Source organism: Granulicella sp. L60 (assembly GCF_009765825.1).
GTDB lineage: Bacteria > Acidobacteriota > Terriglobia > Terriglobales > Acidobacteriaceae > Edaphobacter.
Window position 1 is genome coordinate 29,926 of sequence record NZ_LMUR01000011.1, and the last position, 25,324, is coordinate 55,249.

The 25,324-nt window shown below is 57.2% G+C and carries 20 protein-coding genes; 18 read left to right on the forward strand and 2 right to left on the reverse strand.

Annotation, left to right across the window (positions count from 1 at the left end):
• Positions 1-15: 15 nt before the first annotated feature.
• Entirely contained in the window at positions 16-993 is a 978-nt protein-coding gene (locus GSQ82_RS06480) for a helix-turn-helix domain-containing protein (protein ID WP_158791406.1), read from the forward strand.
• Between the two features lie 52 nt (positions 994-1,045).
• Here the strand turns inward: GSQ82_RS06480 and GSQ82_RS06485 are convergent, their stop codons facing one another.
• Positions 1,046-1,501 (reverse strand): hypothetical protein, encoded by a 456-nt coding sequence (locus GSQ82_RS06485; protein WP_158791407.1) that lies wholly within the window; start codon positions 1,499-1,501, stop codon positions 1,046-1,048.
• A 213-nt stretch (positions 1,502-1,714) separates the two neighbouring features.
• Between GSQ82_RS06485 and GSQ82_RS06490 the strand changes: the two genes are divergently transcribed.
• The 17 genes from GSQ82_RS06490 (at position 1,715) to mobF (ending at position 20,206) form a co-directional block, all read left to right on the forward strand.
• Entirely contained in the window at positions 1,715-2,791 is a 1,077-nt protein-coding gene (locus GSQ82_RS06490) for a YhcG family protein (protein WP_216847034.1), read from the forward strand.
• A gap of 150 nt (positions 2,792-2,941) precedes the next feature.
• Positions 2,942-3,277 (forward strand): TrbC/VirB2 family protein, encoded by a 336-nt coding sequence (locus tag GSQ82_RS06495; RefSeq protein ID WP_158791411.1) that lies wholly within the window; start codon positions 2,942-2,944, stop codon positions 3,275-3,277.
• Positions 3,278-3,335: 58 nt separating this feature from the next.
• A complete protein-coding gene (locus GSQ82_RS06500; protein WP_158791413.1) occupies positions 3,336-3,638 on the forward strand; it encodes a VirB3 family type IV secretion system protein in 303 nt (100 codons plus the stop codon).
• Complete coding sequence (locus tag GSQ82_RS06505; protein WP_158791421.1) at positions 3,638-6,127, forward strand: VirB4 family type IV secretion system protein; 2,490 nt, start codon at positions 3,638-3,640, stop codon at positions 6,125-6,127. The genes GSQ82_RS06500 and GSQ82_RS06505 overlap by 1 nt, the downstream gene beginning before the upstream one ends.
• Before the next feature lie 12 nt (positions 6,128-6,139).
• On the forward strand, positions 6,140-6,904 hold the full coding sequence (locus GSQ82_RS06510; protein ID WP_158791423.1) for a TrbG/VirB9 family P-type conjugative transfer protein: 765 nt from the start codon (positions 6,140-6,142) through the stop codon (positions 6,902-6,904).
• A 5-nt stretch (positions 6,905-6,909) separates the two neighbouring features.
• The gene (locus tag GSQ82_RS06515) at positions 6,910-8,238 is read left to right on the forward strand and encodes a TrbI/VirB10 family protein (protein ID WP_158791425.1); all 1,329 of its coding nucleotides are present in this window, start codon (positions 6,910-6,912) and stop codon (positions 8,236-8,238) included.
• A gap of 10 nt (positions 8,239-8,248) precedes the next feature.
• A complete protein-coding gene (locus tag GSQ82_RS06520; protein WP_158791427.1) occupies positions 8,249-8,542 on the forward strand; it encodes a hypothetical protein in 294 nt (97 codons plus the stop codon).
• Positions 8,543-8,587: 45 nt separating this feature from the next.
• Positions 8,588-9,469 carry a hypothetical protein gene (locus GSQ82_RS06525; protein WP_158791429.1) on the forward strand — a complete coding sequence of 294 codons (882 nt, stop codon included), beginning with the start codon at positions 8,588-8,590 and terminating at the stop codon, positions 9,467-9,469.
• Between the two features lie 33 nt (positions 9,470-9,502).
• Positions 9,503-10,363 (forward strand): type IV secretion system protein, encoded by an 861-nt coding sequence (locus GSQ82_RS06530; RefSeq protein ID WP_158791431.1) that lies wholly within the window; start codon positions 9,503-9,505, stop codon positions 10,361-10,363.
• Between the two features lie 20 nt (positions 10,364-10,383).
• Positions 10,384-11,067, forward strand: a complete 684-nt coding sequence (locus GSQ82_RS06535; RefSeq protein ID WP_158791433.1) for a VirB8/TrbF family protein — start codon at positions 10,384-10,386, stop codon at positions 11,065-11,067.
• Positions 11,068-11,527: 460 nt separating this feature from the next.
• On the forward strand, positions 11,528-11,941 hold the full coding sequence (locus tag GSQ82_RS06540) for a single-stranded DNA-binding protein (RefSeq protein ID WP_158791435.1): 414 nt from the start codon (positions 11,528-11,530) through the stop codon (positions 11,939-11,941).
• 64 nt (positions 11,942-12,005) lie between these two features.
• Positions 12,006-12,962 carry a CpaF family protein gene (locus GSQ82_RS06545; protein ID WP_158791437.1) on the forward strand — a complete coding sequence of 319 codons (957 nt, stop codon included), beginning with the start codon at positions 12,006-12,008 and terminating at the stop codon, positions 12,960-12,962.
• Entirely contained in the window at positions 12,959-13,906 is a 948-nt protein-coding gene (locus GSQ82_RS06550; protein ID WP_158791439.1) for a RepB family DNA primase, read from the forward strand. Before GSQ82_RS06545 ends, GSQ82_RS06550 begins: the two co-directional genes overlap by 4 nt.
• 24 nt (positions 13,907-13,930) lie before the next feature.
• Positions 13,931-14,257 carry a hypothetical protein gene (locus tag GSQ82_RS06555; RefSeq protein ID WP_158791441.1) on the forward strand — a complete coding sequence of 109 codons (327 nt, stop codon included), beginning with the start codon at positions 13,931-13,933 and terminating at the stop codon, positions 14,255-14,257.
• 199 nt (positions 14,258-14,456) lie between these two features.
• Entirely contained in the window at positions 14,457-14,831 is a 375-nt protein-coding gene (locus tag GSQ82_RS06560; protein ID WP_158791449.1) for a ribbon-helix-helix protein, CopG family, read from the forward strand.
• Positions 14,828-16,870 (forward strand): type IV secretion system DNA-binding domain-containing protein, encoded by a 2,043-nt coding sequence (locus GSQ82_RS06565; RefSeq protein ID WP_254061471.1) that lies wholly within the window; start codon positions 14,828-14,830, stop codon positions 16,868-16,870. The genes GSQ82_RS06560 and GSQ82_RS06565 overlap by 4 nt, the downstream gene beginning before the upstream one ends.
• 9 nt (positions 16,871-16,879) lie before the next feature.
• A complete protein-coding gene (gene mobF / locus GSQ82_RS06570) occupies positions 16,880-20,206 on the forward strand; it encodes a MobF family relaxase (RefSeq protein WP_158791451.1) in 3,327 nt (1,108 codons plus the stop codon).
• Positions 20,207-20,233: 27 nt separating this feature from the next.
• Here the strand turns inward: mobF and GSQ82_RS06575 are convergent, their stop codons facing one another.
• The gene (locus GSQ82_RS06575) at positions 20,234-25,312 is read right to left on the reverse strand and encodes a DUF4011 domain-containing protein (protein ID WP_158791453.1); all 5,079 of its coding nucleotides are present in this window, start codon (positions 25,310-25,312) and stop codon (positions 20,234-20,236) included.
• Positions 25,313-25,324: the final 12 nt, after the last annotated feature.

Genomic DNA, 25,324 nt, shown 5'->3' on the forward strand with positions numbered 1-25,324 from the left:
TCGGAGGAGGAGTTTGTGAACTCGCAATTGCCCCTCATGCAACTTGATCAGTCGGAGCACCGCGACGAAGTTGACTCGGCGTTTCACCCGAACACTCGATTGATTCAATCTGAATTGGAGTGGTTCAATCGCCCCCAATGTGAATCCGGTTCTCTCAATTCTGATTCGCAGGTGGTACTCACTCACTGGTTGACGCCGGCATGTCCCTGTCCGATCGAACTCTCCTCCAGCGGTGGTGACAACTCTTATGTGCTCACGTTTTTCATTGGTTCACCACGTGGCAAATGGCTTTTTGGCGGTAAGCCATTTTTTGAGGGTCAGGTCCCATTAAACTCGCTATGGATCAAAGAGCCGTTTCAACAAGCGCATGCAATTTATTATGGGAGTTCCACAAGCTTTCGGGTGTATCTCCCTCAATCGTTGATGGCCGAATGTTATGAGGCGGCTTATGGCAGGCGCCCAAATGCAGAATTGATTTGCTCAACGACCAAAAGCACAGACGACCGCACACTCAACCATCTCGTCCGAATGCTCGTTGACATCGATGATGAAAGCGGTTCTTTTGGACCACTGTTTCTCGATGGCATAAGTCTAGCTCTTGCATCTCGCCTCATTGCGCTGGACTCGAACAAAATGCATCTCCAATCTTCCGGCAAAGAGCCTTCAAAACTGGCAAAGTGGAAACTCAATCGAGCGATCGACTATATCGAGGCCAATCTATTTAGACCGATCTACCTGATAGAGTTGAGTAACGCCGTGGGCCTCTCGCGGATGCATTTTGCAGCCCAATTCCGCGCTAAAACCGGCTGTACTCCGAACCAGTATGTCTTGCGTCGCAAGGTCGCTCACGCGCAGACTATGCTTCGAGACCCTTCAATGTCAGTCGTCGACATTGCATTGAACCTCGGATTCGGGACACAAGCTCATTTCACAGCTGTGTTCAAAAGCATTGTTGGAAGCCCCCCCGCTAATTGGCGAAGGCATGTTCGTTGACTTATTTCTCTGGTAGCGAGAGAAGGTTGTTATCGCCATCTGAACCGGATCTTTATTTGTCTTCCCACCGGGGCCGCAAGTACATGTTGATGATCGAGGTATATCCACTTTTGGTGGTGTGCCGCTCCGGGATCTCTTCCTCAATATAGCGTTCGAGGAGAGTCTTGAAGGTCACATCGTTTCGGTGCGCGTACTCAGTGCCTTCGTTGAGCTTGAGGAGCTGGCCTTCGATCTTTCGGCGAACAGCCTTCTCGGTCTTGTAGGTGGCGCCGTCGAGGGTCTGCGTCTTGTCAGTTCGCTTATCGTCTTCGACGACGTAGTAGCGGAACTCCCAGGCAAACCCGCTGGCACGCTTTACGCGGCGAATAGACCCGTGCTGATAGCGTTCACGAGTGATCTTCGTGGCGACTGCACCTCGCCTCTCGAAAATTTTATAAATCTCTTGAGGGGTTATAGAGGCGGAGCCGAAATTGCGAATCTCCTGTAAGCTATTGAAAATTTGGAGCACCGGATGGGATTTGAACCCATGAATACTGGTTTTGCAGGAGCGAAAACTTGTTTACTATCAATAACTTATGAAGATTAACCCACCCGGAAAAGCCTTGAAGAATACGTAAAGGAATTCGCTTTATGGGTTGAAAATGGGTTGGACTTGGCGCGTCTTTGGAAGATGTACCGACATCCCTGAGAGGCTGCTATGCCGCGTGTGAGAATGGTTGCCATGAGCAATCTTCCGCCATTATATGACGGCATCCGTGCCTTGATTCTCTCCGCTCGCAACAGTGTCGTTCGCGGCGTTGATTTGATCCAGGTATGGACGAATTTTGAAATCGGTCGCCGCATCGTGGAGCACGAGCAGCATGGCGCGGACCGTGCTGAATACGGTAAAGAACTCTTGAAGGAGTTGGCTGCCCGTCTGACAGGTGAGTTCGGAGGGGGGTTCTCAAGAAGCAATCTCGAATACATGCGCCGCTTCTATTTGGCGTACTCCGACCGCTTGCCGCAGATTTCCCAGACACTGTCTGGGAAATTGCCTGCATTCGGAATCTCCCAGACACTGTCTGGGGAATTGACGGTTGTTGAAGGCAATCAACGGATGCCTTTTGCTTTGAGTTGGTCGCACTATGTGTTTCTGCTAGGCGTCAAAAATCTATCAGAGCGCAGCTTTTACGAGATCGAAGCCAGCAAGCAGAACTGGACTCTGCGAGAGCTAAGAAGACAATTCGATGCTGGTCTGTATGAACGACTTGCCCTGAGCCGGGATAAAGAAGGCGTCCGAAAGCTGGCGCAGGAGGGGCAGCTTGTGGCGACACCACAAGACCTGCTGAAAGAGCCGTATGTCCTGGAGTTTCTGGGGCTGGATGAACGGGACAGATATTCCGAATCGGAGATGGAATCGGCTATCGTCGATCACCTCGAACGGTTCCTATTGGAACTTGGCAAAGGCTTTCTCTTTGAGGCACGACAGAAACGTTTTACCTTCGATGAAGAACACTTCTTTGTCGATCTGGTCTTCTACAATCGGCTCTTGCGCTGCTACGTTCTCATAGACCTGAAGATAGGGAAGCTCACGCATCAGGACCTTGGACAGATGCAGATGTACGTCAACTACTTCGACCGTTTCGTGAAAACGGACGCAGAAAACTCCACCATCGGCATCGTGTTGTGCAAGAAGAAGCACACTGCCTTGGTCGAAATCACGCTGCCCAAGGACGCCAACATCCACGCTCGGGAATATCAGCTTTACCTGCCAAGCAAAGAAGAACTCCAACAAAAACTGGCGGAGTGGATGACGTAACGCTGCGCTGCCGATCGACATCGGGTGTAGCCAACTCTCGGTTATTCATTTTCGGAATAACAGACCCCTCTTAGGTTATTGGACAATACGCTCTGACCGCCGCTAAGTTTGCGCCTATCACGACTGATTCATCAGCCGTTGGAGGTGCAAATGCATGTCAGATTCAAAACCGTAGTTCCCCAACCTCAGATGCAGCGGATTCGGAAGGCACTCCGATACATCGGCGTTTCCGGGTTCGTTTTCCTTACCCTTCCACTCGCAGCTCATGCTCAGAGCGGCACTCCCTTTGACACTGGCTTTACGGCCATTCAAACCCTCTTCACTGGAACCGTCGCCAAGGTCGCAAGTCTGGTTGCAATCGTGATCGGCGGCTATGGTTTCGCGCATGGAGAACCTGGCGCAAAAAAGGCGCTCGCCGGTGTCGCCGCCGGGACAGGCATCGCCGTCATGGCGGTGAATGTCCTGACCTGGCTATGGGGTGTATAACAGCGCCTCTCTCCGCTCCAATCAAACCACTCACCTTGTACCGCAGCATGAGGGGCTTATGGCAGAGCAACAACACCAGAGAATCCGCGTAAACCGCGTCTTCAAGAGCCTGCATAAGCCCCTCACCTATCTAGGCGTCGAACGGACGTTGTTTTACTTCGTCTGCGTCGGGGCCGTTGGCGCGTTCAATATCTTCAATTCGATCCTGGCCGGCGTTGCCGTTTTTGTGGGAGGTTTTGCCTTCGGTTATTGGGCAACGAACAGCGACCCGGCATTCCTTCGCATCATCGCCAAATCCGAACGCTACAAGCTGCGCTACGACGCCGCCAAGCAGAGTGTCCCCCGCGTGGAGGTGCGCTGATGTTTCGACTCGATAAAGTCATCAAGCCGTGGAAAGAAGCGGCATCGCTGAACGACCACATCAACCTCTATGGTTTCTGGAATGAGACCGCCTTCCTCACCAAGAGCGGTGACGTCGGCATGGTCCTCAATGTTCCCGGCGTGGACTACGAAAGCCTGGATCATGCGGAACAAGAATATGCCGTCAAGCGGCTGGAAGCCGCCCTCAAGGCGTTTGGTCCCGGCTTCCATGTGTACCAGTATCTCTTCAAATCTAACCGTCCCGACATCCCATTCGCCCGGTATGAAGACCCGATTGTAGAGGCTGCCATCGAGCAGCGGCGGCAGTTCTTTGAGGAGAAGCGAGACCACCTGTACCAGGTCGAAATTTTCTATGCCATCGTGCTCGAAGGCCCACGCTCGAAGAGCGGCGTCGGCGCTGCCTTCGCCCAGCTCTTCCGCGATCCTGCCGGGGCGGTCGGCGAACTGAAAACGCAGTTCACCAACGACAGCATGAAGGTCTTGCTCCGCTCCCAGATAGAGCACGAGCTGGCACGGCTGGAGCAGAAGGTGCAGGCGTTCGCCCGACAGCTTGCAGATTTCATGCAGATCGAGGTGCTGGACCAGCAGGAGCAGTTTCGTTTCTTTCGGCGCTTGCTCAACTATGACGAGCGGCGCATCGCGGGCAAGCCGCAGTCCACGCAGTTTCTCGACTATCAGGTGGTGAACAGCAACATCGAGGCCGAACGCGATCATCTCCGCGTGGGCGACCACTTCGTGCGCGTGCTGACCATGAAGGAAGCCATCACCGAGACACGTCCGTTGGTGCTGGATTCGCTTTTGAAGATCCCCGCTAACTTTTACGTCGTAACGGAATGGACGCCACTGACTACGGACAAGGCCCGTAAGGAAGTCAACAAGCGCCGCCGTCATTTCAATATGTCAAAGACGGGTTTTGTGTCGCAGATGGGCAACGATGCGACGAAGACGAATCCCCGCGACGTGTTGGTGGATGAATCGAAGCAGGCCGACATCGAGAATCTCGGCGACTGTCTGCGCGCCCTCGGCGACGGGCAATCGCTGGGCGACTTTTCTCTGACCATTGTGGTGTATGCGCCTACCAAGGCGGAGACCGACCAGCTCATCGGCGAGTTCACCAGCGTCTTCACCAACGCGGACGGCAACCTCTTCACCGAGACCTACAACCAGCTCAATGCGTACTTCGCCACGGTACCGGGCAACTACGCGCAGAACCTTCGCAAGCTATACCTGCTGAATACCAACTACGCCGATTTGAGCTTTCTATTTACGATCCTGCCAGGCGAGAGGCGCAACACGCATCTCGGCACGGAATACCTGGCCGTGCTGGAGACCGACAACAGCACGCCGTACTTCCTCAACCTGCACAACGGCGAGGTTGCTCACACGCTCATCCTGGGGATGACCGGCTCCGGTAAGTCGTATCTGTGCTCGTTTCTGTTACAGAACGCCCAGAAATACGCGCCTTTGACATTCATCTTCGACATCGGCGGCAGCTTCCAGTCGCTCACCAGCATCTTCGGTGGGAGCTATCTAAACGTCGGCCAGGACTCGCGCGACTTCACCATCAACCCGTTCTCTCTGGAGCCCACAAAAGAGAATCTGCAATTTCTCTTCAGCTTCTTCCGGGTGCTGATTGAGGGCAACGGCCAGCGCTACCGATTGGACTTCAAAGAGGAGCGCAAGTTGTGGGATGGTATCGAGCGCATGTACGTTCTGGAGCCGGACCAGCGCACCGTCTCAAACTTCGGCAACATCATCGGTGAGTTGAAAGAGCGCCTGCATCGGTGGACACGGGGCGGGCAGTATGGCTTTCTCTTCGACAACGCGGAGGACACGCTTTCGTTCTCGCGGTTCCAGACCTTCAACTTTGCGGGATGGGGCGATGCGCCGGATGTGTTGGAGCCGTTGCTGTTTTATGTCCTTCATCGGGCCAGCAACGAGATCGCAGACCCGACAAAGCTGGCGACCTTCAAGATGTTCCTGCTTGATGAAGCATGGCTCTTCATCAAGAACGAGACCATCCGCAACTACGTCGTCCAGGGACAGAAGACGTGGAGGAAGCTGAATGCCGCCATGATCCTCGCGACGCAGTCCCTCAAGGAGTTACAGGAGTCGGGCATGTTGCAGATCGTCTCCGAGAGTTGCCCCACGAAGATATTCCTGGCAAACCCGGAGATGGACCGCGATGTGTACCGCGAGGCGTTCCATTTGAACGACACCGAGCTTGAGTTGATTGCCGGACTTGTGCCGCCCGGCCAGATGCTCATCCGCAAGGCCCAGTCGAGTAAGAAAGTGCAGCTTAACGTCGATTCCGTCTCGCACTGGACCGCCACCAACAACGCACGCGACAACCTGAAGAAACGTGAGTATTTCGAGCGTTTCGGTATCGCCGAAGGACTTCGCCATCTCGCCCATGACCATCCATTCCGGCCCCGCACGCTGGCCGGTGTCGTTACCCCCAAACCGTAAAGGAGCTGTCGCATGAATCGTACCCTCATCTTCATCGCCGGAATTGCCCTGGCTCTCCCTCCCGTTGTGGCCACCGCACAGGATGCGTCGGCCCGCACCGTGCAGTACCACTCGCAGGACATCGTGCCCATCCGCGCCAAAGTGAAGTACACAACCCTTATCGAAGTCCCGCCCACAGAGAAGATCATGGAGGCCGCGACCGGCGACAAGGATTTCTGGATTGTGGATGTAGTCGGGAACTTCTGCTTTGTCCATCCGGCCAAGCAAGGCATCAGTTCCAACCTGAATCTCATCACGGACAAGGGCAACATCTACAGCTTCACCTTGCAGGACATCTCCGCCTCTGCGGAGAGTCCCGACCTCAAGGTGATTGTCGAACCCGCCGACCATTCTTCGATCGTCGCGGCGAGTGGCCCTCCGCAGTTTGTTCCCGCCGCACAGTTGGAGCAGTCCAAGCAGCAGCTTGCCGTGCTTCAGTCGCATGTCGTGCAGGCCGTGGACGAATACAAGAGTACCTATCCCACGCAGCTCAAGTTCGATTACGTCTACAAGGCCAACGAAGCTCCCTTCGATATTCAGTCGATCTACCACGACGACAAGTTCACCTACATCAAGACCAACGCGCCGGAGAAGTTCAGCGTGTACGAGATGAGGGATGGCAAGCCCAACCTCATCAACTATGACCTCCGCGATGGCACGTACACCATCCCGAAGGTCATGGACAGCGGCTACGTGGAGTTGGGCAAGAAGCGGATGGACTTTGCACGAAAGGGATAAATGTCATGGCCGAGAACAACATCTTCCCCGAAACGCAATCGCAGCCGGAGCCTGAGTTGCGGCAGCCGAAGGACCAGCCAAAGGGCGTCCTGCAAAAGAACCTCAAGACGTTCGTGTATCTAGGTGCGGCGCTATTGGTAATAGTGGCGGCAGTCTTCAGCTCTTCCGGCAAAAAGACAGCGGGGCATCAGGCCACTATGAAGGGACAGCCGCCGCAACCCATGTTGCAGGACAACACCGACAACAATGTGCAGGACTTAAAGAACCAGCTTCAGGCAGAACGCCAGAAAGAACAGCAGCAAGCGGCTCTTGCCGCCGCTGACCCTGCGCTCGCGTCTGCGAGACCCGCGCAGCAGGCAGCCGCCGCGGCCTATGGGCCGACCGGCGTTGCTGCGCCGTGTGTGCCCGGCCAGCCCTGCCCGCAACCCGGCTATGGGCAACCGGGCAGTGGACAGCCACAGCTCAGTCCCGAGCAGCAACAGGTGCAGCAGCTTGCGGCAAAGGAGCGTGAACGGGCCGACGAGTCGCGTTTCGCTTCCAACCTCGTGTACGCGCACCCTCCCGACCAGCCCCAGCCCCAGGGCCTATCACAACAGCCGGGAGCGGCGCAGATGGCTCCCGCCAGCCAACAGCAACCGGGTAACAGTCTTGTCAATCCACGCGCCGCAGGGGAACAGTCAGCAGCCCCTGAGGGTTACAAGCGTCCCGTGGAGGCGAACATTGATTCGGCCACGGGTCAGCCCTACCTCGTGTATGAGGGTACGGTTCTCGACACGATTCTGATGAACCGTTTGGACGGTGACGCCGCAGGCCCCGTCAAAGTCCTCGTCTCCAATCCGCTGTATTCGCATGACCATCAGCACGTCATCATCCCGGACGGAACGGTGGTACTCGGTGAAGCGAAAAAGATCGGTGCGGCGGGCCTGGGCCAGCAGCGTCGCATGGCCGTGGTTTTCCATCGGCTGATTATGCCGGACGGCTACAGCGTGGACCTCGACCAGTTCCACGGTCTCGACCAGATCGGCGAGGAGGGTGCGAAGGACAAAGTGAACAATCATTACCTGCAAATCTTCGGGACATCCATTGCGCTCGGTGTGGTCGCCGGGGCGGGCGAGATCACGCAGGGTGGCGGGACCATCACCACAAGCGGCTCACAGGCGTTTACCACCGGGGCAGCCTCCAGCGTCTCGCAGTCGGCCACGACGATTCTTGACCGCTTCATGCAGATTCCGCCCACCATCACCATTCGGGAGGGAAACAGGATCAAGGTCTATTTCACGCAGGACATGTTGCTGCCTGCCTATTCCAACCACACCATTCCGCAAACGTACTAAGGAGATTTCCATGCGATTTCGAGTTCTTATCCTTTTGGCCGTGATTCCACTTGCAGGCTGTGAGAGCAAAGCGCATAAGGTGCAGCGGTTGCAGGCCGAGTACAGCGCTGCTTACCCCTCTTATGCTACTGCCTGCCTGTACGAAGACAGCTCCGGCGCGGCGCGCCTTCTGATGGGACAAAAGCTGACCACCGAGCAGATGGCAGCTCTCGAAGCCAGGAAGAAAGCGCGGGAGGCGCAATGCAAGCCCCAGTCCGACCATCTCGCACAGCTCCAGCGCGAGATTCTTGCCGCACAACAATGAGGCGGTATAACCACCACCCATCACCGCACTTGAGAGGACAGCACCATGAAGAAAATTATTCTTACTGTACTCGCCCTCGGACTTGCCGTGTCACTACAACCCGCAGCGCACGCGCAGTTCGGCTCCGGCGTCGTCTACGATCCCACCCAATCGGCTCACGCTCTCTCGCAAATCGAGAATGAGGGTAAGTCCCTTCAGAACGAAGCGACGCAGATCGAAAACGGCACACAAATCTTCACCAACACTGTGAAGATCGCCAGCACCGCTCTCCAGACATACAACACCGTCCAGCAGCAATACAACCTCTATCACCAGATGATCCTTGCGCCGTCTACGCTCTACTCGCGGTTTCTGTCTCCGACCACCGACCTGAGGATGCTGCAACAAATCTCGAATACTTACGGCAACTCGGCAGGATGGGTCAATTCCGCGAATACAGGCAGCGGAGCCACTGCCTCGTATCAGCAGGTGAGCGTCCCGCATACTAACAACGTCATACCCGGCTACGGCACCGCCAGCGTCGCCGGACAGCAACAGATCGCCGCGCAGGGCGCAACCGTGGACATCAACGATGCTGTCCTGAGTAACAACCTGCAAATGCTTGGAACGATACGAGCGAACCAGGCTTCAAGACAAACGGACATCACGAATCTGGAAACAGCCACGCAGAGCCAGGACGCCTCGCAACAAACCATGATGGCCGAATTGCAGCGCATCAATCAGGCACTTCTCTTGCAACTGCGTACTATGCAGGACGCCAACCAGATCAACGCCAATCTTGCGCTCCAGCAGATCCTTGCGCAGAAGCAGCAGCAAGACGCGATGAAATCGTCGTTCCGCGATTCGGTGGGATACCAGAGCTACTACAACGCCAATATCACCACCACAAATAGCGGCGCGGCCAACCTGCTCACTCAGGCGTACTGAGCAAACGGCACACCAGAAAAAGAGGGATCGAACATGGGGACGGGACTCTTCGACTATATCGCTCAGGCGTGCCAGTCGCTTGCATCGACGGCGGCACCATCCATTACCACGATGGGGATTCACATTGTGCTGGCGTTGGCCACGATTATGCTGGTCTGGTTCGGTGTGCAGGAATCTCTAGCTTCCGCGCATGGCGGTCCTGGGTTCAGCATGGGGAGGTTTCTCAACCTCTTCATGCTGCTCACCTTCGCTTACGTGATGGTGAACTACTACGACAGCTCCATCCCCGGACTTGGCTTCTCCATCAAGGGCTTCATCGATGGCGGGACCGCCAATCTTGTAAACGTCATTGGGGCGGACGGTTCCGCGACGATGCTGAATCAGATCCATACGGCTTCCTCTCAGACCGGCCCTTCGATGCTGTCCAGCATGATGTCCCCTTACTACGCGCTGGTGTATTTCGTCGTGCAGTTCCTTTTGGCTGCGCTGGCAGCAATCGTCTCCGCCATCCTCGCCTATGGCGCGATTGCATCAACGATCATCGGCTTGCTCGGGCCACTCTTCATTCCGTTCCTTGTCTTCGACAAACTCGATTGGCTGTTTTGGGGATGGTTGAAGGCATATCTCGGATTCAGCTTTTACAAAGTCGTGGCCGCAGCGACGATGAGTGTCCTGTCCCATGTCTTGACCAACTACTACGTCCAACTCGGCCAGAGCGTTTCGGACCCTGCGTTGATCGTTCAGACCTTGCCGCTACTTGTGCTTTTGGTGCTGGTCAACATCTACATCCTCTTCAAGATTCCGGCGATGACTCAAAGCCTATTTGGCGGGCACACAGGCGGACATGATGGCGGTCTGGGTGTCCTGATGATGGCGGTACGCGCAGCGATATAAGCCGTAACAGGAGAAACGCTATGACCGTAGAAACAAAGGCCACCCCGGAGATTACTCGTGCGGCGGAGCGGTATCTTGAACAGTACGGCGACCCGCTTGTGATGAACACGTATTTGAAGGTCACGATTCTGGTCCTCGCCGCTGTGTGTTTCATGTTGGGTGCGCTGACCTATAAGAGTCAGAAGGCGCTTGCCAACATGCACCCCATGATCGTGCGAATTAACGACGTGGGCCGGTCCGAAGCCATCGACTATCGCAACTTTCAGTACCGTCCCCAGGAGGCTGAGAACAAATATTACCTCACGCGCTGGACGGAGCTGTACTTCAGCCGCAATCGCTTCACCATCGAGCGCGACCAGACCAGCGCCCTGTACTTCCTCAACAGTGACGTGCAACGCGCCGTGATCGACCAGGAGCGCAACGACAACGTCATCCAGAGCTACATCAAGGACAGCAGCCTCCCGTATGTCGATGTCGAGGTCAAGAACGTCATCCTTGACGACCTTCGGGTGTCCCCGTATTCGGCGCGGATCGAGTTCGAGAAGGTCTACACGAACCCGGCGGATCACACGGAACTCAAGCGGGAGCGATGGACTGCCAGCGTTACCTATGTCTTCCGCGAGAGTGTGAAGAACAACGAGCTGGCCGTCAATCCTCTCGGATTGACCATCGTGCGCTTCCGCGCAGACCAGGCGTTCAGCTAACGGATCGAACCGGATTCCCAGAGGCTTCGTATGCCTACTCTTACCGCCAACCCGGCTGTTTTACCCAACCTGTCCCCGTGCATGGTGAAGCAGGCGAACAGGAGCCTGCCGACGCGCAACAATGGTGGCGGACTGCGCTCTTCCTATGGAGTCCTTAGACGCCCGGAGAGAGCTGCGATTGCGATGGACATCTCCAGCCAGGATGCTGATGAAAACTTTGCTCTGAGGGGTGTCTCCCGAAACGTATCCCGGCTCGTGCTCGGTCACTGCTTCGGGCCTATCCAGCGCCCGGCGGCACGGCGCTCTTCTGCTTCGGCTACGCCGCCCTGCGGGTTACGGTTTCCATCTGCGACGGACCCTCCGTAAATGCAGAGCTTGGCGCTTGGGAGCTGGGGCCTCTCGCTTGGCTCCGCCCGGTGTGACCCGAGCAAGATCGGGAATTCAAAACGGAGACACCATCATGTACCAGAACAAAGTAACCCTCATCGGCTTCCTCGGTAACGATGCAGAAGTTCACACCGCCAACGAGCGCAGCTTCACGACATTCCAGGTCGCAACCAAGTCCTCCTACAAGGACAAGAAGAGCGGCGAGTACGGCTCGCATACCGAGTGGCACCGTTGCGTCGTCTTCAGTAGGCTCTCGGAGTTCGCAGGCACGCTCACCAAGGGCACACACGTCCAGGTGGAGGGCGAGCTGCGGAGCCGGGAGTACACGCCCAAGAAGGCGGTGGGCAGCAAGAGCAAGAAGGCCGAGACGAAGCAGCGCATCTGGGAGATCCGGGTCGCTTCGATCCTGAAGCTCGACCGCGCTGAAAAGTCCGCCCCGGAAGACCAGGAGCAGGCTGACAACACCGGAGAGGACGCGACCTTCTAGGCCCTTTCTCTTCATTCGCGGAAGCCCGGCAGACACCGGGCTTCCATCGCTTGAGGTTCCCGCTATGAGTTTCGAGTTGATCCTTCCATTCCTCCGACCCATCGAGCCGCTGTTGCTGGACGACAGTATCAGCGAGATCATGGGTAATCCCGATGCGTCATGGTGGTATGAGCGCGATGGGATCATTCAGCGCGACAGCGGCATATCCTTCGACGCCAGCAGGCTCCGCACCGGCCTCGAAGTAATCGCCAACCAGCTTGGCAAACATCTCGACGAAGACAACCCTGTCCTCCACGCGCAGCTCCCGGACGGAAGCCGCCTGGCGGCGGTCATTCCTCCGGTCGTGCGGCCTTCGCCGGCACTCATCATTCGGAAGTTCCCCAGCCGTCATTTTACGGTCGATGACCTCATCGCTCGCGGCACTCTCACGCGGTCGCTTGCGGAGATTCTGGCGGAACAGATTCGCAATGGGAAGACCGTGCTTATCAGCGGCGGAACTTCTACCGGCAAGACGACCGTACTCCGGGCTTTGGCGAATGCCATCCCAGAGGACCAGCGCATCGTCGTCATTGAAGATACCTCCGAGCTTCATATTCGGAAGCCGAACATGCTGGCGGTCGAATGTCAGACGGACACCTTCAAGGCGAGCGTCTCTTTCGATGATCTCCTCAAGTCGGCTCTCCGCTGGCGACCCGACCGGATCATCCTTGGCGAAGTTCGCGGAATCGAGGCGCGGACGCTGCTCGATTCGCTCAACACAGGTCACGCCGGTTCGTTGGCGACGATCCACGCTAACTCAGCGGAGAAGGCCCTGCATCGCTTCGCCAATCTGGTTATGCGAAACCACTCACAATCCACCTTCGTTGACACCGAGGCGGAGATTGCCGAAGCGGTTGATTTCATTGTCCACGTCGAGCGGCAGCCGGGTCGCCGCGTCATCCGCGAAGTGCTCGCTCTTCGCGGCTACGACCGTGACGCCAAACGCTTCCAGATCGAGCCGGTCTTCGAGGTGCAGCCATGAGGAATGTTGCCGCCGACTTTCTTGCCCGTTGCTTCGCTCCAGGCGAGACCATCGCGCTCCTGCTTCGCCGGGAGAATCCCGTCTCTGCAACCCAGCGCGTCATTGTGTTGGAACAGGCGCTTGCGCCTCGTTATCTCGGCTGGCTCGCCCACGAAAACGCCACTGGTGCGAACATCTATGTTGCCGCCAATCCGCTCCGCGCTGGCAGCCGCAAGCGGACGAAAGAGAGCATCGCATCCGCTCGCCATCTATATATAGACATCGACACGGACGGGGACGCCCGGCTCGCTGCGCTCCGGTCTTCGGATGCCGTGCCCGTCCCGACCGCCATCCTTTCCACATCCCCCGGCAAGTATCAGGTGCTTTGGCGGGTCGATGGCTTCGATTTCGAGCGTCAGGAAAGCACGCTCAAAATGCTCACGATTGCCTTTGGCGGCGATCCCGCTTGCACCGATTGCAACCGTGTCCTCCGCATACCGGGATTACTGAATCGTAAATACGACCCTGCCCACAGAGTCACGGTTGAATATCCCTGCGATTCCGTCTGGACTCCCGCCGACTTCCGGCTCGATGACGGCACGGTCGATGCCATGCTCTTTGACCATGTCATCGTTCCCCGAAAGCAGCCCGGAAAGCACAGCAATTCCGAGGGCGATTGGGCATGGGTTTCCCATGAGCTTGCCCACGGTAAAGATGCCGTCAAGCTCACGCGGGAGCTGGCGTCGCGCCGCTCCGACAAGCCCAATCCTCTCTACTACGCGCAGCGCACCGTCGATGTTGCTTCGGCTCGCCTCTGGCTCATCGAAGGCATCCGCATCGACGACGTGATGACGATGCTCGCATCCCGCCGTCGCTTCGAGCTTCCCGCCGCACTTTGCTCCGCTCGTGCGCGGGAGATTGCGGCCACCGCGCAGCGCATGATTGCCCGCAGAAAGACAGCCTGATTCATCACCTAAAGGAGAACGAACATGCCCTTACTTGAAGTCGTCCAAACCCGCCATCTCAGCGCCTCGATTCGGCTGACCGATACGACCGCTACGCAGGTCGATCAGTACGCCGCTTTCATCCATGCGTCTGCCGATGATGTCGTGGAACAGGCACTTGCCTATGTCTTCTCCAAAGACCGCGACTTTCAGGAGTTCCTGAAGTCGCCGGAAGCGCAGCGCATCACGCCCACGTTGCGCGTCCGCAGAGCAGCCGCCAATGACGCAGCGGAGCCGCCTGCAAAGAAGCCTGCAAGCGCGGTGCAGTCCTCCGCACAACCCTCTCCTGTTGTGGCGGGATTGAAGGCATGATCCTCCATCGGAATCTGTGGCAGGGCCACAGCGGCGCTGCGCGCCGGAAGAATTGTGACACTCCACCCCTCCGAGGGTCGTGCAGAGAATCCTCACGGATTCCTGGATGCGTTCGAGCGACAGCAATAACATACGATCCACACGGATTCTTGGGAATCCTCAAGGCTTCCTAGGAATCCCCCGGAAATTGGGAGCAAATATGCCACTGGTCGGCGACGAAGCGATCACTGAAAGAGCCAAACGACGGGAGTCGTTTCGGCTTACGAATGTCTCCTCAAAGCTCAACCGAAGTGAAGCTGAACGGTTGAACGCGCTTGCAGCAAAGCGCGGTCAACAACGCGGCGAGCTTATCCGCGAACTCATTCTTGGCGAGCTTGCCCGCGAAGGTGAGCCGACTGCAAGCGCGGAGCTGACCGAGGTGGTCGGCCTTCGCTTGATGCTGACCAACCTATTGAAGCCGCTCACCACCGGCCAGAAGCTCACCCCGGAGATGTTCGACGGAATCATGGCCGAGGTGAAGAAGCGGAAAAGAGCCGTGGCGATTGAGGCCCGGCAGGAAGCGGAGGTCGCATGATGAAAGCAACCGAGTGGGGTCGCAAAGAAACGATCATTTGGCCGCCGCATAGTTTGATTTACAGCTATGGTGCGGTGTTCTCTGCGTTGGTGCTGACCGGCCTGTTTGTGTACCTCCGCTTCACCTTCGGCCAGTCTCAGCTCCAACAGTTCTACACGCCGACCTATGCACGAACGGCGGCGGGTGGAGCGTTCGGGAAGCGCGACAAATACCAACTTCTGTACGTGGGGGATGGGACGAAGCCGGGTCGCCTGGCAACCGAGGCGGATGTACAGATGGGTACAACGCCGACGCCTGGAGGCAAGCATCTCCCTCTGGCGCTTTCGAGCGCAGCCGTCGCGCATGGGTATCGCGCCCTGTATCGCGGGCCGGAGCTTGTCTACGTCGATGCGCCGCTCCACGCTTACTTAAGAAGTGCCGTCTTCGCGGGCGACCAGCTCCGCGACATCTACAAGATGCCGCTGCTCTTTGGTTTTCTCTCGCTGCTGTTGCAGCTCCCGTTCTCCATCGCCAAAGACATCAAACGCCGCAAGGAAATGAAGTATGGGCGACGCCTGAAAGGCCCTGTCCTGCTTACGCCCCGGCAGTTCAACAAGACCGTGCAGGGCGACGGCATTGGATTCAAAACGACCGAAGCCGAGAAGATGATGCGGATACCGCGACAGGTCGAGGCGCAGCATATCGAACTGATGGGCGACACAGGCGCGGGCAAGACGACGCTCATCATGCAGGTGCTTCGGCAGATTCAGGGGCGGGGCCACTCTGCCATCGTCTACGACCCTGCCTGTGAGTTCGTGCAGCGATTCTATGACAGGAGCCGGGGTGACATCATCCTGAATCCACTGGACGCACGATGCCCCTATTGGGGGCCGTCCGAGGAGCTGCGGCGGAAGGCCGAGGCAAAGGCCATTGCCGCATCCCTGTATCAGCCCACCACCGATAAGAAGGGGGAGTTTTTCGTAGAGACGCCGCAGAAGATATTTGCCCATCTGCTGACCTTTGGGCCGACGCCGCAGGAGCTTGTCGCGTGGATGGCAAACCCGGATGAGATCGACCGCAGGGTACATGGAACCGAGATGGCCATGATGATTGCCAAGGGCGCACAGCAACAGCGGAACGGTGTTCTCGCCTCGCTGGGTTTGATCGCGGACAGCCTTCGGATGCTGCCCAGAAAGGAGCAGGCCGATCAGAGCTGGAGTGCTACCGAATGGGCAAAAGAGCGTCAGGGATGGATCTTCATTACCTCGCAGCCAAGTGAACGGGAAGCCCTACGGCCACTCAACAGTCTATGGATTGACTTGTTGGTTCTCCGGCTGCTGAACGCGCCGACCGTGGACCAGCGCCCGGTGTGGTTTGTGTTGGATGAGCTGGCAAGCCTGCAACGGCTTCCGCAGCTCCACACGGCCATTACCGAGAACCGGAAAAGCAGGAATCCATTGGTGCTGGGCTTTCAGGGTAAGGCGCAGCTAGAGGTGATCTATGGCCACCTGGCCGAAGTTATGCTCTCGCAGCCCGCAACAAAAATCTTTCTCAAGACCACGGAGCCAAAGGCCGCGGAATGGGTGTCCAACGCCATCGGCAAAGTTGAGATTGAGCGGATGAAGGAGACCCACTTCGATGGTTCCCGCGCCGGCAAGAACTTCAGTCTGGACCGGCAGGTTGAGCCGCTAGTCATGGACTCTGAGATTTCCGGTCTGGACAACCGGCACGCCTATCTGAAGCTGGGCAACAACGTCGCTCGCTTCCATTTCGAGTACATGGACATTCCGCAAAACACCCCCGGCTTTGTCCCGCGCACGGTCGAAGAGGACGAGCTGCCCTTCGATCCGAAGACACTCAGGCCGAAGGCGGCGCATCCCGTCTCCTCCGCCGCTCTGGAGACTGCGCCCGAGATCGACCTTGAGGCCGAAGAGCCGGACGCCGACGAGCCGACCGAGGAGGAGCTTGCCGCTGTGGGTAGTGACCCGGATAGCCCGGAGGATTCCACCAGCGAGGGCGACGAACAGCCTGCCCAGCCAACCTTTCCTTTTCAGGAGTAGCCCGCCACCATGCTCACCATCTCGAAACCCCTCAGCTCCGGGCAGGCACAGACGTATCACGCAAAAGAGTTCACGTCGGCGGAGCAGAACTATTGGAAGCAGGGCGACACCATTCCGGGCGAGTGGCAGGGCCGGATGACCGAAAAGTACGGCCTTGCCGGGGCCATCGACGCCCAGCACTTTGCGCGTCTGAGCGAAGGCCAGAATCCCCACACTGCCGAACAGTTGGTGCGCCATCGCAACGGCCAGGAGTACACGGCGGCAGATGGAAGTACCGTCAAGCCGGTAGAACATCGGGCCGGGTGGGATGCGACGTTCTCCGCTCCAAAATCCGTATCGTTGACCGCGCTGGTCGGCGGCGATGACCGCATCCGTGAGGCCCATCGTCAGGCGGTAACAACCGCCCTCACAGAGTTGGAACGCTATACGCAGGCACGGATCGGCGGCAACCATGCCGCCGAAACCACCGGCAACTTCATCGCGGCAAAGTTCGAGCATGACACCGCCCGTCCGGTCGATGGATACGCCGCCCCGCAGCTCCATACTCATGCGGTCATCTTCAATATGACTGAACGGGCGGATGGTTCCACACGCGCCGTTCAGCCGCAGAGTTATTTCGACAGCCAGCAGTTTGCCACTGCCGTCTACCAGTCGGAGCTTACCTACCGCCTCCGCAATCTGGGCTATGAGATTCAACCCGGAAAGAGCGGAGCGCCGGAGATTGCGGGCTATTCGCAGGCGTATCTTGACGCTTCGAGTCCGCGCCGCCAGCAGATCGAGGAGGCTATCGCCCGGAGCGGTTACAGCGGCCCGGAGGCCGCCCAGATCGCCGCCCACAATACCCGCGACAAAAAAGAGATTCACACGCCCGCCGAGGTGCTGGCAGCTCACCGGCAGATCGCCGCCGAGTATGGCAATCAGGCAGACCGTGTGGTTGCGGAGGCCCGCGAACGCGCCCAAACCCAGGTGCAAGACCGCGTGCCGGATGCTTCGCTGCTGGTACAGGAGGCGGTAACGTTTGCGAAGGAGCGCAACTTCGAGCGCGAAGCCGTTACCGATGAGCGGGACATCCTGCGGGATGCTCTGCGGCGCGGCATGGGCGACCTCACCTATGCCCAGGTGCGAGACAACTTCGCGCACCGGCACGACACCGGCGAGTTCCAGACCGTCCCCGGCCAGAAGCACGAGACGGGGCGGCAGTTCACCACGCGAGAGACCATCGCGGCGGAGCTGGCGACCATCGGCCACATGCAGCGCGGCCAGAAGAGCGTCGAGCCGATCATGCAGAAAGAACAGGCTGCCGATCACGCGGCCACCCGCGACTTCCTTAATCCCGCCCAGCGCGCAGCCATTGAGGAGATACTGACGACCCGCGACCGGATACATGGCCTGCACGGATTGGCCGGAACCGGCAAGACGACGATCCTTGAGGTCATCCGCGAAGGAGCGGAGCGCAACGGCTATGCAGTCGAGGGCTTCGCCCCGACCGGCCGCGCCGCACGGCAGCTCCGCGATGCCGGTATCTCCGCAGACACCTTGCAGAGCTTCCTTGTGCGTGGCGGCCAGCAGACCACAGGCGATCCCAACAGCCGTCATCTGTACATGGTCGATGAATCGAGCCTTGCCAGCACCCGGCAGATGCAAGCCTTTCTGGAGAAGATCGGGCCGCAGGATCGCGTCCTCTTAATCGGTGACACCCGGCAGCATCAGGGCGTCGATGCGGGCAAACCGTTCGAGCAGATGCAGCAGGCCGGGATGCGGACGGCGCAGCTTGATACCATCATGCGCCAGAAAGACCCCGAGTTGCTGCGAGCAGTCGAGCACCTGTCTCGGAACGAAACAGCCACCGGCGTCAGCCTTTTGCAGCAGCAGGGCCGCATCACCGAGATACCGGACAGGGCCGAGCGCGTCGCGGCTATCGCAAGGGAGTATGCCGCCCGGCAGGAGAACACGCTGGTCGTCTCACCCGACAATGCCAGCCGCCGCGAGATCAATGAGGCCATCCGCGTCGAGCTGCAAAGCTCCGGTGTCGTCTCCAAAGACGATCACCGCATGGAGGTTTTGACACAGCGGTCGGACCTTACCAGTGTGGAACGGAGTTGGGCTGCAAAGTATCAGACCGACGATGTTCTCTATTACACGCGCGGCAGTAAAGAGCACGGCATCGAGCGGGGCAGTTATGCCACAGTGGTCTCCACCAACGCGAAAGACAATCAGATCACGGTCGAGCGGGACGACGGCCAGCATGTCACCTACGACCCCAAGCGACTGCAAGGCATCACCGCTTACCGTGAGATCACCCGCGAGTTCGCTGAGGGCGACCGCATCCAGTTCACCGCCGGCAACCGCGAGTTGCGTATCTCCAACCGCGATCTAGGCACCATTGAGCGGATTGACGGAACGCATGTCACCGTCCGCATGGATGGCGACAAAGAACGCTCTGTCCGCTTTGACACGGCGCAGATGCGCCACTTCGATCACGGCTACGCCGTGACCTCACACAGTTCGCAAGGACTCACCGCAGACCGCGTGCTGGTGAATATGGATACGACCACGCACCCGGACCTGATAAATACACGCTTCGCCTATGTCTCTGTCTCCCGCGCCGCACAGGACGCACGAATCTTCACCGACGACGCCGCAGTGCTGGGCGAACGGCTCAGTACCGACGTGAACAAAACGTCTGCCATCGACCTCCAGAAACCCCAACCCACAACGCAGCAGCAAACCCCGATCAAGGAGCCAGCAATGGATAACAGCAAAGAGCAGTCCAAAGAAGAACAACGGCAGCAACGCCATGAGATGCCTGCCACCATCTACGCCGACCTGCTTCCCAGACGAATGATGGAGCAGGACATTCGAGACCTCACGAAAGCAGCCACTCCGGGCAACGAGGTTGCGGCGGAGCGTGTCGAAGCCAGGCACAGAAAATGGAATAGTGGGGAAATACCAGAGATCACGGGGAGATACACCGACCTGGTGAAGGACGCCCTCCGGGAACACCCGGAGCGAACGGCGCAACAGCATATTGCAGCACTCAAACCGACCGCCGAGGACAAAGCACACTGGTTGCCACTGGCGCAGGCCCTCGACTACAAGACCGCCGAGACCTTCACCTGGAAGGGAGAAAACGGTTCGATTCAGAGTTACCGCAGCGAAGAGACAAAAGGATGGCTGCACATCGACCGGCATGGGGATTTCTACGACCGGCACGCCCAGCCCATCACACGGGAAAATGCATTGGAGCAGGTAGGCAAAGGAACTGCGGTCAACATGACAGGGGAGCTTTCCAATGCGAAGGGCGCGGCGAATAACGATCAAGGAATCAGCTTGTAAATTGCGGAAGACAATATGAGGTCGCTATTACTGCACTTCTAACGTCCGAACGCGCTGTAGCAGTCTCTCGACCTCAGCATTTCGATTCTTGAACCAATCCGTAGACCAAATCCGGTGTATCTTCCACCCTTGATTCTCAAGAGTCATCTGACGCAGCCTATCCCGATCACGGGCGGATCGTCCCGAATGATAGCTCTTCCCATCGAACTCAATACCGAGCAGGAACGCTCCCGGCTTGTTCGGATGCCGCACTGCCAAGTCGATATAGTACCCGCTGACACCCACTTGCGGTACAACGTCATATCCTTGTGCTTTCAGCACTGCCCCTACCGCGGCCTCGTGCTCATTCGATGGCTCCGCACCGGGAGAGACTTCCGGCCTGGCGGAGATTCCATTTTTCGCAAATTGCATATAGCCCTTCAGCGCACGGACGCCCCAGGGGGTAGTCGGCTCTGAGCGGATCATGTCTGGATCAAGTGAACTGAATACCACGGTGCGTTTCTTTGCTCGCGTAATCAGGACATTTAGGCGGCGCTGACCGGTCTGACTATTAATGCCCGAGAATCGCTGAAAGTAATTGCCCTGGGAGTCCGGGCCGTAGGTTACGGAGATAAAGATAACGTCCCTCTCATCCCCTTGGACATTCTCCAGATTCTTGATGAAGAACGGTTCGGGAGTGTTTTCTCTGGTCTCCATCCAACCATTCGAGAACGAGTCCTGCTTCAACTTCATGTCCAATAACTCTTCAATCAGCTCCCGCTGCTCGAAGTTCATAGTCACAACACCCAATGACTCCGAGGGATAAAGCATGATGTGTTCCAGGATGGCATCGACAACTCGCTCGGCCTCCAAAGGATTTTTGCGGTTCTCGTAAATTCCCTTGGCGTCGACGTATTTGACGCCGAGGTCGGTGTGTTCCTGGTAGGCGGAAGGGAAGACAATCAGATGATCGTCGTAAAACTCAGAATTGGAAAACGCAATCAGGCTGTGATGCTGCGATCTGTAGTGCCAGCGTAGCCTGCGAACCGGCTGATAGCGGCTCAGTGCGATGTCCAGTATGCTCTCGCCTTCCGCCACAGCAGATTTCTCATCCGCCTCTTCTGCTTCATCATCTATGGTTCTCTGGAAATAGGACGTGGGAGGAAGTTGTTTTGGATCGCCGACGATAACCAGTTGCGTGCCTCGCGCCACCGCGCCCAACGCATCTTCGGGGCGTAGCTGCGATGCCTCATCCATGACAATAAGATCAAACGATAACTGCCCCGGAGCCAGAAACTGAGCTACAGACATCGGACTCATCATGAAGCAGGGCTTCAACCCTTGAACGGCTCGCCCGGCCCGAAGCATTAATTGCCGGATAGGAATGTGAGCGCGTTGTTTTGCAATCTCGTGTTGGACCAGCGCAAGGTCCGTAGTGTCCTTAACGACGGAACCGCGAATACCTGACGGGATGATGCGACGACTCGCACGATGAGCTATATCGAGTTGGCTGAGACTGATGACAGATTGATCCAGAGATGCGAACTGAGAGCGAACTTCCTCATGAGTAACTCCGCTCAGACGCCACAGGTCAGGATGCTCATTGAACAGCCGCCGAAGAAGCGTGTCACAGAACAGATATTCAAACGTACTCGCCAGCTCCTCATGCTGAAGTGACCCGTTCAGGCACAAAGTAACGAGATAGTCGAGTCCTGCGGTGTGCAACTGCTTCGCGGAACGCTGCGCGTCGATCCAGATCGGGAGTAATGCTTGCGACTCTCGGCACCGTTCGATTGAGGCGACTGCCTTTTGCAGAGCAACTACCGATGTGCGCTTGGCGAAGGGAATCTCAGAATGAAGCGCGCCGATGACATCCCGCTCCGCGCTTGCCAAAGCATTGCCGTTCTCTCTGAAATCCTTGATCCACTCTCGAAGCCATTGAAGTCTTACCGGGAATTCACTCGACGACAACCAACCGCGGACTTCCGAAGGAAGATTGGATACACCAATGGCGCGAACGATAGAGAGTGCGCGAGCAATCGGCGCGGGTGAGGTTGCAACTCCCTTATAGTGATCCCCCAAAATGTTCCGTGCCTCGTGATTGTTATTAAGTGAATCACGCAGGGCGCGAGCTGTGGCAACGGAATCGAACAACTCCAGGACGTGAGTTCTGGTGGCGGATTCTGGAAGCTGGATGGGCCTCAGAATCTCCAGCAACTTCGCAGACACCGACACGATGGAGCGCACTTCTTCTAGGAACACGTCCACTTCTGCGTCTACGTGCTCGAACTTGAGATTGGGAACACGAGAATGTAAATCCGTAAGCAGATTCAGCGCATCCTCTAGTTCTTCCGGGAGGGGCAAACTTCCGCTTGCGACGCCGAGGATGCCTCTCAGTCGCGTTGCGGGCAATGTCACCAGTGCGGAACGAATCTCGGAGGCAAAGACCTGGTGCTCAGGCAGGCGAACAAAAACCTCCTCATGCCATTTCGTCACCACGATGAGATCATCCCAGGAGGTTGTCAATCCGGTGAAATGTTCTCGTAGTTGGGTGGTGTATTCGGACTTACTCGAAAAGGCATGTATTTTTGCCTGGCTGTGTGCAAGCAGTCGCAAGCAGGCTGCCTTTTGGCTGCGTGTTCGCTTCGCGCTCGAATGGCAGTGAGTCCTGTAGACCATCCCTGCATGGCGATATGCCTTACCCAGTCTGCCGTACCAAGGGGTGTTGTCCAGCGTTGCCGCAGCTTCCAGCAGTTCGGCAGAGGTGGCTTCGCTATCGACGACGAAATGTTCCGCGAGGCTGTCTCTCTCCGTCAGGAGTGCGATACATTCTTTCTGTCCGAGTTCCAGAAGATGAGCCAGGCCGTCTTTTGCAAAGTCTGGACCACGCAAATGCGCGAGATGGAGCGGAGCGGAGGTCAATAATTGCCGCGCAGCAACTAAGTCGGTAACGCACCTTAGCGTGAAGGACGCACGTACCCCCAATGCCTGACTCAAATCATTGGTTGCGCTCTTGGCGCGGGCGACGTGTTTTTCCGAATCAGAAAGAGACTTTGCTAAGGCCAGCAGGGTGCCCGTCGAATAGTCGGATAGGCCGAGATCGCGCAGTTTCTCATCTTGTTTTTGAAAACGGGCCGGGATATTACTATCCAACAGAGCGTCGCGGCTTGGCAGAGAAGAGAGTAAGGCGGTATATCGTTCGCAGGCTCCTAGAAAGTGTTCTGTCGCCGCAACCCGTTTTTGTTCGGATAGCGTGCCGAGAAGGTCATAGTGACAGTCTTCGTCTCCATTGGAAATCTCCGCCATCCATTGACCGACGCCGGTGAGCCGGTCGCCAACATCGACCTTTAAGTCGACCGATGCCGCCTGCGCCCCGAACCACTGGTTGACCGTTTCCAGCCACTCGCTGACATCCACGGATGCGTGCAAGAATGTACGGCTCAAGGATTCGATGAGCGCGATGCGCCGGGTGCATTGACTGCTTAACGCGGGCAGAGCAGCTAATAACCGTTCTTGGTCGGCAAGGCCTAACTCTATATTGGGAAGCCAACCCCACGGGTTCTCTTTCTTCTCAATAGCTCCCCCAGCTTCAGACATCCGGCGCAGATGGGCCGCATACGTCAATACCATGTCTTTGCGCTCGTGCAGCGCCCGGTAGTCCCAGGTATATGCCTCGGGAAAAGAAGCGGTATTGATGTCTCGAAGGGTCTCGGGTGCTCCTTCCCGCAGTGCGTCGCGCTGCCAGATTAGCTCGAACGGCGTCTTTCCGATGGCCCCATAGGGTGTATTCAGCAGCAAAACATATTTGGTAAGTTCGTCGCGCTTATAGTTCAGGAGACTTTGTTTGTGGGCAAGCGTGGTGGGCGCTGAAAACCGGGGGGATGCTTGAATCCTCTCTTCGAGCGACTTCAGCAGACTTACCTTGCTTGTCTTGTGGCTGTGCAGTTCGAGACAGAAATCTCCCAAGCCACAGTTATCGAGACGGCGCTTCACGACATTCAGCGCCGCCATCTTCTCCGCCACAAATAGAACACGCTTTCCATTGCCAATCGACGAAGCAATCAGGTTTGTGATCGTTTGCGATTTACCTGTCCCCGGAGGGCCTTCGATTACTAGATTCTTTCCTCGCGCCGCATCAATCAGTGCGCTATGTTGCGAGCTATCGGCGTCGCAGACGATAGCGGGTACGTCACCTTTGCTGGCTTCTTCGTCAATTTCAAATTCGGTTGCGAAAGATAGACCTTCAGCTGCGCTGCCAGAAAACATATCGACCAGTCTGGGATGCCTATCTAAAGGCACATCGGACGGCCAACGCTCCGCATCCAGGTCCAGGTACATGAGGAGCTTGCCAAAGCTTAGGAGTGCGAGGGAAACCTGTCGGCAGATTCGCCAGTCGCGTTTCAGCTTCAGGATTGGAGCGAACCGTTGAAAATGCTGATCTGGCGTTTCCCCTTCCTCGATATATGGCATCTCCAGCCCGAAATCGCGCCGCAGCTTCTCGACAAGGGAGAGATTCGTAGTCAGATCCTCGCCTGTGTACTGTAGGCGAATCGAACGCTCCTCTTCTTTGGCCTTCGGAGTAATCAGGGAGACAGGGACCACGAGAAGGGGAGCTTGGCGTATCTGTGTCGAGTCGTCCGACTCACGCCATTCCAGAAAACCGAAAACCAGATGCAGAATGTTTGCGCCAGATTCTTCGATGGCGGTCTTGGCACTGGTTCCAATCTTGCGGATGATGGTTTCAAAATCTTCCTGGTAGTACAGAACAGGCAGACATGCCGTTTGCCCGGTGCCTTTCACCAGATCGTAGGAGGTTGACCATCCGATCGCTTCGGCAAAGTCCTTCGCCGCAGGCTTCTCACCCAACTCAGCAATGTGCTCTCTGCTCGGCTCTGGGACTGGTACAAACGGAAACCTCTTATCGTCCAAAAGGCTCTGGTACACGGAGTCAAGATCGACATCAACGGTTCTGAGTGACGACTTTGCGTGCCGGAAGCTAATCAGCTTATTTCGATTGGTGAGATCGAGAAGACGCCGGCGGATGCTTTCCAGGCCGCGCCGCACCAATTCTGCCTGCGCGAGATCGACTGCTCCCACCTGTTTTCTATCTGTACGAGCTTCGGGCATAGGAATTTGCTC

Coding starts and splice junctions, on each gene's coding strand:
- GSQ82_RS06545 (WP_158791437.1), top strand. CDS start 12,006: ATGAGTTTCGAGTTGATCCTTCCATTCCTCCGACCCATCGAGCCGCTG.
- GSQ82_RS06565 (WP_254061471.1), top strand. CDS start 14,828: ATGATGAAAGCAACCGAGTGGGGTCGCAAAGAAACGATCATTTGGCCG.
- GSQ82_RS06560 (WP_158791449.1), top strand. CDS start 14,457: ATGCCACTGGTCGGCGACGAAGCGATCACTGAAAGAGCCAAACGACGG.
- GSQ82_RS06575 (WP_158791453.1), bottom strand. CDS start 25,312: ATGCCCGAAGCTCGTACAGATAGAAAACAGGTGGGAGCAGTCGATCTC.
- GSQ82_RS06550 (WP_158791439.1), top strand. CDS start 12,959: ATGAGGAATGTTGCCGCCGACTTTCTTGCCCGTTGCTTCGCTCCAGGC.
- GSQ82_RS06490 (WP_216847034.1), top strand. CDS start 1,715: ATGAGCAATCTTCCGCCATTATATGACGGCATCCGTGCCTTGATTCTC.
- GSQ82_RS06555 (WP_158791441.1), top strand. CDS start 13,931: ATGCCCTTACTTGAAGTCGTCCAAACCCGCCATCTCAGCGCCTCGATT.
- GSQ82_RS06505 (WP_158791421.1), top strand. CDS start 3,638: ATGTTTCGACTCGATAAAGTCATCAAGCCGTGGAAAGAAGCGGCATCG.
- GSQ82_RS06510 (WP_158791423.1), top strand. CDS start 6,140: ATGAATCGTACCCTCATCTTCATCGCCGGAATTGCCCTGGCTCTCCCT.
- mobF (WP_158791451.1), top strand. CDS start 16,880: ATGCTCACCATCTCGAAACCCCTCAGCTCCGGGCAGGCACAGACGTAT.
- GSQ82_RS06515 (WP_158791425.1), top strand. CDS start 6,910: ATGGCCGAGAACAACATCTTCCCCGAAACGCAATCGCAGCCGGAGCCT.
- GSQ82_RS06535 (WP_158791433.1), top strand. CDS start 10,384: ATGACCGTAGAAACAAAGGCCACCCCGGAGATTACTCGTGCGGCGGAG.
- GSQ82_RS06525 (WP_158791429.1), top strand. CDS start 8,588: ATGAAGAAAATTATTCTTACTGTACTCGCCCTCGGACTTGCCGTGTCA.
- GSQ82_RS06530 (WP_158791431.1), top strand. CDS start 9,503: ATGGGGACGGGACTCTTCGACTATATCGCTCAGGCGTGCCAGTCGCTT.
- GSQ82_RS06540 (WP_158791435.1), top strand. CDS start 11,528: ATGTACCAGAACAAAGTAACCCTCATCGGCTTCCTCGGTAACGATGCA.
- GSQ82_RS06520 (WP_158791427.1), top strand. CDS start 8,249: ATGCGATTTCGAGTTCTTATCCTTTTGGCCGTGATTCCACTTGCAGGC.
- GSQ82_RS06500 (WP_158791413.1), top strand. CDS start 3,336: ATGGCAGAGCAACAACACCAGAGAATCCGCGTAAACCGCGTCTTCAAG.
- GSQ82_RS06495 (WP_158791411.1), top strand. CDS start 2,942: ATGCATGTCAGATTCAAAACCGTAGTTCCCCAACCTCAGATGCAGCGG.